Source organism: Vibrio sp. 10N.237.312.B06 (assembly GCF_041464685.1).
Taxonomy (GTDB): Bacteria; Pseudomonadota; Gammaproteobacteria; order Enterobacterales; family Vibrionaceae; genus Vibrio; species Vibrio tasmaniensis_A.
Genome location: NZ_JBFSPI010000079.1, coordinates 1 through 7,418, shown reverse-complemented (window position 1 = coordinate 7,418; position 7,418 = coordinate 1). Strand labels below are relative to the sequence as shown.

Here is a 7,418-nt window from a genome sequence, read left to right as displayed (position 1 = left end):
TGCTAGATGCTAGATGCTAGATGCTAGATGCTAGATGCTAGATGCTAGATGCTAGATGCTAGATGCTAGATGCTAGATGCTAGATGCTAGATGCTAGATGCTAGATGCTAGATGCTAGATGCTAGATGCTAGATGCTAGATGCTAGATGCTAGATGCTAGGTTGGTGTTGTTGGAGTGGTAAAAAGTTCAGGCGATAAAAAACGGAGCCTTGAGGGCTCCGCTTCTTATCGTATTCGGTAATTAAAAATTAACGAGCACGGAAGACGATGCGGCCTTTAGAAAGGTCGTATGGAGTCATCTCAACAGTTACTTTATCACCAGTAAGAATACGGATGTAGTTCTTACGCATTTTACCAGAGATGTGTGCTGTCACTACGTGACCGTTTTCAAGCTCAACACGGAACATTGTGTTTGGTAGAGTATCAAGGACAGTGCCTTGCATCTCGATTACGTCTTCTTTAGCCATCTAATCCTCTTTCGAAATTTGGCGGTTTTCAACGGCTTGATTGTGCCGTTAAAATCAAAATATGTAAAGTTGTCGCGTATTCTACCCTCGCCACCGCTGATTTACTAGCCTTTGATGACGTTGAAATCGTACTTTATAGTTCATCGCAGGGCATTCATCGATTTGATAACCCAAATATAACCATTGTTTTTGTTCTTTCTGGGCATGTTGGATCTGGAATAGAACGCCAAGAGTTCCCATGGAAATGTCGATATCAGGGTCGAAGAAGGTATAAAACGCGCTCGTACAGTGAGACATGATGTCTGTAACGGCAATGCCGACTAACTGCCCCTCATCATAGATGTGCATGAACTTTGTAGCAAGCCATTCATTTTTAGAGAAATGCAGAAACTCTTCTTTCTTCGGTGGATACATGGTTCCTGAACGGTGGCGAGCGGTTATATAGCGGCTATACAAGTCAAACCAGTTGTCATCCATTTCATCTTTCAGCTCCCAACGCAGCGCTTTGGCCTTGTTGAGTATTCGTCGTTGGCTCTTGGAAAACTTGACCTCGGGAATTGACAGTCGAATCGCTTGGCACGATGAGCAATTATCGCAATGTGGTTTATAAATGGTTGTTCCACTGCGGCGAAATCCATTCGCAAGTAGAACTTCATAGTTATCTGCGGTGTGCATGTGTTCATCAAGCGTGACTGCCACTCTTTCTTCGAGATGGGGTAAGTAACTGCAAGCGTGATTGTCTGTTAATCCAATTCTGATTTGTTGTAAATCTGGATTCATTAAGGCATTTCCTTTAGCCATTGTTTTTTAAAACATGCATCGTTAACGGACGTTTCTTTGAGTAATCGAAGAGAACTCAGGAATTCATCCCTATCAACCTCGATAGCGCCCAAGGATTCCAAGTGTGGGTTCATGACTTGGCAATCAATGAGTTGTCCGCCGAATTGTGTAAAGTGCTCACAAAAGTACCATAGCGCAATTTTAGAGGCATTAGTCTTCATGCTGAACATCGATTCACCGCAAAAGACTTGGCCTCTTTGTAACCCATAAAGCCCGCCAATCAGCTCGTCATCTTGCCAAACCTCAACTGAGTGGCAGAACCCTAATGAAGCGAGTTCACGGTAGGCTGCTTGCATGTCATTGTTTAACCAAGTTTCCTCTTCCGGTCTCAGTGAAGAGCAATAACCAATTACTCTGTCCGTCGCTTGGTTGATGCTGACTCGGTAATTGTGCTTTCTTTGAAACTTTTTAAGACTTTTTGACGGTTCGAATGTCTTAGGATTAAATACCGCTCGCGGTGCAGGGCTCCACCAAAGTATAGGCTCACCTGGGCCATACCATGGAAATATACCTTGGCTATAAGCGTTCAGAATTCGTATGGGTGACAAATCACCACCGAACGCGAGTAGACCGTTGGGTTCATCAAGCGCGTCGAAGGGCGAAGGAAACTCTATACTAGTAGTATCAAGTTCGGTTAGGTATATAGTCATAAGTACCGCATTACAGATTAATCACTGACCAAGAGGTCTTTAGGAGTTTTACCATGAAGAAGTTGCTTTGGATTTTACTTGTTTTGCCCATGTTGGCAAATGCAGCTTACAACAGAAACCAAGCCAGACCAGTGAATGAGGTCGTTTACGGTGAGGTTGATACGGTCAGGTACATTACCCAACAGGAGATCGTAGAGTCGAAAGCGAATGGTTGGGAAACCTTGTTGGGTGCGGCAATTGGTGGTTTGGTTGGTAATCAGTTTGGTGGCGGCACAGGTAAAGAAGTCGCAACGGCGGTTGGTGTTGTAGCGGGGGCGGGGATCGCTCGTAATCGCGGCAATACGCAATATCGGGTGGAATATAAACTCGTTGAATTATTGGTTAAAACCAAGGATGATAATCTGGTTAACATCATTCAAGACGTTGACAATTCGATGTTGTTCAATAGAGGTGATGATGTGCGGATTCTCTATTTTTCAGATGGCGTTCGAGTTGATCTAGCGTACTAGTATGTAAATGTGTTTGGTTGGCTAATTAATCGCCTTTATCGAGGGGATTAGCTCTGGAGTTCGTTGGAAAAGTTCGTTAGTCTGCAAGTACGAAGAATTATTCATCACCCGAAAATAAATACGCGCCAGTGACTTCGGGTGGTACAAGGACTATAAGAACTAATGGAAAGCCTTACGTTACAACCAATTCAGAAAGTGAGCGGGGAAGTTAACCTACCTGGCTCAAAAAGTGTTTCTAATCGTGCGCTTCTTTTGGCTGCACTTTCAACGGGAACAACTCGCCTAACAAACTTACTAGACAGTGATGACATTCGTCATATGTTGAATGCATTAACACAGTTAGGTGTTGATTATCAGTTGTCTGCAGACAAAACAGTTTGTGAAGTGACAGGTGTTGGTGGTGCATTTTCAAGTGACAAAGCCCTAGAGCTTTTCTTAGGTAACGCGGGTACAGCAATGCGTCCATTGGCTGCTGCACTTTGTTTAGGTCGCGGTGAATACGTTCTTACTGGTGAACCACGTATGAAAGAGCGTCCAATTGGTCACTTAGTGACTGCACTGAGAGAAGCCGGTGCCGACGTTGAATACTTAGAAAGCGAAAACTATCCACCATTGAAGATCACAGGTACCGGTCTGAAGAGTGGTACGGTTTCTATCGACGGTTCTATCTCTAGTCAATTCTTGACGGCATTTTTGATGGCTGCACCTTTAGCTGAAGGCGAAGTGACCATTAAAATTGATGGCGAATTGGTTTCTAAGCCTTACATCGATATTACGCTGCATATCATGAAGCAATTTGGTGTGGATGTTATCAACAATGACTACCAAGAATTTGTGATTCCAACTGGGCAATCTTACATAGCACCCGGTGATTTCTTGGTTGAAGGTGATGCATCATCTGCGTCATATTTCCTTGCAGCCGCTGCTATCAAAGGTGGCGAGATTAAAGTGACAGGTATTGGCAAAAACAGTATCCAAGGTGATATCCAATTCGCTGATGCACTTGAGAAAATGGGTGCTGAAATTGAATGGGGTGATGACTACGTTATCTCTCGTTGTGGTGAGCTAAAAGGCATTGATATGGACTATAACCATATTCCAGATGCGGCGATGACAATTGCGACAACGGCTCTGTTTGCTAAAGGAACAACCGCAATCCGCAATGTTTACAACTGGCGTGTGAAAGAGACGGATCGCTTAGCGGCAATGGCAACAGAACTACGTAAAGTGGGCGCTGAGGTGGAAGAGGGTGAAGACTACATCATTGTTAACCCTGTGGCTGAACTGACGCACGCGGCGATTGATACTTACGATGATCACCGCATGGCGATGTGTTTCTCGTTGGTTGCTTTGAGTGACACCCCGGTGACGATCAATGATCCAGGTTGTACATCAAAGACATTCCCTGACTACTTCGATAAGCTGAAAATGCTGAGTCTATAAAAATACTAAGTCTATAAAAATGATAAGTATATAAAGGTCCAGGAACAAAAAAGCTTGCCTAGATGGCAAGCTTTTTAATTATTGCTGAATTGTAAATTCTTTCGAAAGGTGATGTGCCAAGTACTTAAACATGTTAAATACCGCGGTTGTATTTTCTGTCGGCATTCTATTGTTGTCTAAGAAGTATTCACCTTTGAAAATGAGTACATCGTCTTTTTCTACTACGCTGTTTGCGCGCATGCCTTCAATGTAGTCATCATGTGATTGGATAATTTGGTTTGCGATAAGCAGTAAATCAAATTCTGCTATTACTTTCTTTGTCATGAGTTTATCTCTGATAACTGAATATAACGTTGAGTTTATGGTGTCGAACTAGAAATTCAATGATTTCACAACCGATTAAGAGAGTCTTTTCAAACATCCACAATTTATTTTGTGATTTATGACAAAAATAATTGAATGGGGCTCGCGTTAGATTCGCCGACAAGCTTAGTATGAGCGCGTTTAGACGTAATGCCTGATGAATAGGCTCTTGCAAGTATTCTTAGTGAGTACTTTATAGCTTCTTTATATTGTGACTCTTTTCTCTATGAGTCGTCGAATTGTCGAGCGATCAGATCCAATTTTGAAAAAAGCGGTTGATCTTCTAGTAATCTCGCACAATAGTAAAAAAAGAAGCAATGAATTTAGAATATCATGCGTAAAAGCCCACAAGTAAAATTGTTGGTGTTGAAGCATCGTGATTAAGGACGTTAGAGTCAATATGGGTAAATCGCTCGTTATAGTGGAGTCGCCAGCCAAGGCTAAAACTATCAATAAATATCTTGGCAAAGACTTTGTCGTTAAGTCGAGTGTAGGTCACGTTCGTGATTTACCAACGGCGGGTCAAAGTACAGGTCAAAAGGCTGCTGCAGTTTCAACCAAGGGTATGAGCCCAGAAGATAAAGCTCGTATCAAGAAAGAAAAAGATCGCAAAGCGCTTATTAAAAAGATGGGTATCAACCCTTATCAAGAGTGGGAAGCGAATTACCAAATCTTACCGGGCAAAGAAAAAGTCGTTGCTGAATTGCAAAAACTGGCTGAGAACGCAGACCATGTTTATCTCGCAACCGATTTGGACCGCGAAGGAGAAGCTATCGCATGGCACCTTCGTGAGATCATCGGTGGTGATGAAACGCGATACAAACGAGTGGTTTTTAACGAAATCACTAAAAATGCTATTCAGCAAGCTTTCGAAACTCCAGGCGAGCTAAATATCGACGGCGTAAACGCACAACAAGCACGACGTTTTATGGACCGTGTTGTTGGCTTTATGGTGTCACCACTGCTTTGGAAAAAAGTAGCACGAGGCCTATCCGCTGGCCGTGTTCAATCTGTAGCTGTAAAACTACTGGTTGAACGTGAGCGCGAGATCAACGCTTTTATCCCTGAAGAGTTCTGGGATGTGCATGCTGATACCAAAACGGCAGAGAAAACAGATTTCAGACTGCAAGTCGCTCAAAAAGACGGTGTTGCGTTTAAACCTGATAATGAAGCGCAAACACAAGCTGCAGTAAGCGTTTTAGAAAAAGCGCAATACGAAGTCTGTAAACGTGAAGACCGCCCAACTAAGAGTAAGCCGTCTGCACCTTACATCACGTCGACTCTGCAACAAGCGGCGAGCACACGTCTTGGTTACGGCGTAAAGAAAACCATGATGTTGGCTCAACGTTTGTATGAAGCGGGTTACATCACTTATATGCGTACTGACTCAACTAACTTGAGTTCAGAAGCTGTAGAAGCCGCTCGTGAATATATTGGTTCTGAGTTTGGCGCACAATACCTTCCACCGAAGGCGCTTGTATACGGCAGCAAAGAGGGCGCACAAGAGGCTCACGAAGCGATTCGTCCTTCAAGTGTCGATGTTAAGTCTGAAGACCTAAACGGAGTAGACGCAGACGCACACAAGCTTTATTCGCTGATTTGGAATCAATTTGTTGCATGTCAAATGACACCTGCGCAGTACGATTCAACGACGGTAAGCGTTAAAGCTGATGAGTACACATTAAAAGCGAAAGGTCGTATTCTTAAATTTGATGGTTGGACTCGCGTTCAACGTCCAATGGGTAAAAATGAAGATACGATTCTTCCTGCTGTACAGGTTGGTGAAAAGCTAGACCTAATCGCATTAGACCCTAAACAGCATTTCACTAAGCCGCCAGCCCGTTTTACTGAAGCGGCGCTAGTTAAAGAGCTTGAGAAGCGTGGTATTGGTCGTCCTTCAACGTATGCATCAATCATCTCTACGATTCAAGACCGTGGTTATGTAAAAGTTGAACAGCGTCGTTTCTATGCTGAGAAGATGGGTGAAATTGTTACTGACCGTCTAGATGGCAGTTTCAATGATCTAATGAACTATGACTTTACGGCTCGTATGGAGCAGAAGTTAGACCAAATTGCAGAAGGCGAAGCAAGCTGGAAAGGCGTGCTAGATAACTTCTTCGAAGACTTTACAGGCGATTTGGAAAAAGCCGATTTAGATGAAGACGCTGGTGGCATGAAGCCAAATCATATCGTTGAAACCGATATTGAGTGTCCAACTTGTAGCCGTAAAATGGGTATTCGTACAGCTTCGACTGGCGTATTCCTAGGTTGTTCTGGTTATGCACTTCCACCAAAAGAGCGCTGTAAGACAACCATTAACCTTGGTGATGAAGACGGTATTATCAACGTTCTTGAAGAAGACGTTGAAACCGCAGCACTTCGAGCGAAAAAGCGTTGTCCGATTTGTGAAACGGCAATGGATGCTTATCTGATCGATGATAAGCGTAAAATGCACGTGTGTGGTAACAACCCTAACTGTGAAGGTTATGTGGTTGAACACGGCGAATTCAAAGTGAAAGGCTATGATGGTCCGCTTGTTGAGTGTGACAAATGTAGTTCTGACATGGTTTTGAAGAATGGTCGTTTCGGTAAATACATGGACTGTACGAGTGAAGATTGTAATAACACTCGTAAGATTCTGAAGAATGGCGAAGTAGCGCCACCTAAAGAAGACCCAGTGCATTTCCCTGAACTCCCATGTGAAAATTCAGATGCATACTTCGTACTTCGTGATGGGGCTTCTGGTCTGTTTATGGCCGCGAGTAATTTCCCTAAATCACGTGAAACACGTGCACCATTAGTGGAAGAGCTGGTTCGTTTTAAAGACCGTATTTCACCTAAATTCCAGTATCTAGCATCAGCACCGGTTGCTGATCCTGATGGCAAGCCGACAGTGGTTCGCTTTAGTCGTAAGACAAAAGAAAACTACGTTCGTACCGAAGTGGACGGTAAACCTTCAGGTTGGACCGCTTTGTACATCGACGGTAAGTGGGAAGTTACGGATAAACGTAAAAAGCCTAAAGAGAAGTAACTGAATGTGTGACCCGATCTGATATGGGTTGACATTTTATTGATGAAAAAAGCAGCCATTAGGCCAACACCTATCATTTAAGGTGTTTAGATCGCACAGTGTAGCGAGTCTTACT

At 43.4% G+C, this 7,418-nt stretch carries 7 protein-coding genes; 3 read left to right on the top strand and 4 right to left on the bottom strand.

All coding sequences use genetic code 11. The features are described 5' to 3' along the window. Positions 1–248: 248 nt before the first annotated feature. The 3 genes from infA to aat form a co-directional block, all read right to left on the bottom strand. Positions 249–467 (bottom strand): translation initiation factor IF-1, encoded by a 219-nt coding sequence (infA, locus tag AB6C75_RS18115; RefSeq protein WP_001040192.1) that lies wholly within the window; start codon positions 465–467, stop codon positions 249–251. An 81-nt stretch (positions 468–548) separates the two neighbouring features. Continuing rightward, positions 549–1,247 (bottom strand): arginyltransferase, encoded by a 699-nt coding sequence (locus AB6C75_RS18110; protein ID WP_029223914.1) that lies wholly within the window; start codon positions 1,245–1,247, stop codon positions 549–551. Further along, positions 1,247–1,957 carry a leucyl/phenylalanyl-tRNA--protein transferase gene (gene aat, locus AB6C75_RS18105; protein ID WP_372108537.1) on the bottom strand — a complete coding sequence of 237 codons (711 nt, stop codon included), beginning with the start codon at positions 1,955–1,957 and terminating at the stop codon, positions 1,247–1,249. Before aat ends, AB6C75_RS18110 begins: the two co-directional genes overlap by 1 nt. A 53-nt stretch (positions 1,958–2,010) precedes the next feature. Here aat and AB6C75_RS18100 point away from each other — a divergent pair, with 53 nt between their 5' ends. Continuing rightward, positions 2,011–2,466 (top strand): glycine zipper 2TM domain-containing protein, encoded by a 456-nt coding sequence (locus AB6C75_RS18100; RefSeq protein ID WP_372108535.1) that lies wholly within the window; start codon positions 2,011–2,013, stop codon positions 2,464–2,466. A 162-nt stretch (positions 2,467–2,628) separates the two neighbouring features. Beyond that, positions 2,629–3,909: a 3-phosphoshikimate 1-carboxyvinyltransferase gene (gene aroA, locus AB6C75_RS18095; RefSeq protein ID WP_372108533.1), complete on the top strand. Its 1,281-nt coding sequence runs from the start codon at positions 2,629–2,631 to the stop codon at positions 3,907–3,909. 78 nt (positions 3,910–3,987) lie between these two features. Here aroA and AB6C75_RS18090 read toward each other — a convergent pair whose 3' ends face one another. Further along, a complete protein-coding gene (locus tag AB6C75_RS18090) occupies positions 3,988–4,233 on the bottom strand; it encodes a YciN family protein (RefSeq protein WP_372108531.1) in 246 nt (81 codons plus the stop codon). A 439-nt stretch (positions 4,234–4,672) separates the two neighbouring features. Here AB6C75_RS18090 and topA point away from each other — a divergent pair, with 439 nt between their 5' ends. Beyond that, the gene (gene topA / locus AB6C75_RS18085) at positions 4,673–7,303 is read left to right on the top strand and encodes a type I DNA topoisomerase (RefSeq protein ID WP_372108529.1); all 2,631 of its coding nucleotides are present in this window, start codon (positions 4,673–4,675) and stop codon (positions 7,301–7,303) included. Positions 7,304–7,418: the final 115 nt, after the last annotated feature.

Bases quoted from the DNA above. Each gene is read 5' to 3' on its own strand.
- infA (WP_001040192.1), bottom strand. From the start codon at position 467: ATGGCTAAAGAAGACGTAATCGAGATGCAAGGCACTGTCCTTGATACT.
- AB6C75_RS18090 (WP_372108531.1), bottom strand. From the start codon at position 4,233: ATGACAAAGAAAGTAATAGCAGAATTTGATTTACTGCTTATCGCAAAC.
- aat (WP_372108537.1), bottom strand. From the start codon at position 1,957: ATGACTATATACCTAACCGAACTTGATACTACTAGTATAGAGTTTCCT.
- AB6C75_RS18100 (WP_372108535.1), top strand. From the start codon at position 2,011: ATGAAGAAGTTGCTTTGGATTTTACTTGTTTTGCCCATGTTGGCAAAT.
- aroA (WP_372108533.1), top strand. From the start codon at position 2,629: ATGGAAAGCCTTACGTTACAACCAATTCAGAAAGTGAGCGGGGAAGTT.
- AB6C75_RS18110 (WP_029223914.1), bottom strand. From the start codon at position 1,247: ATGAATCCAGATTTACAACAAATCAGAATTGGATTAACAGACAATCAC.
- topA (WP_372108529.1), top strand. From the start codon at position 4,673: ATGGGTAAATCGCTCGTTATAGTGGAGTCGCCAGCCAAGGCTAAAACT.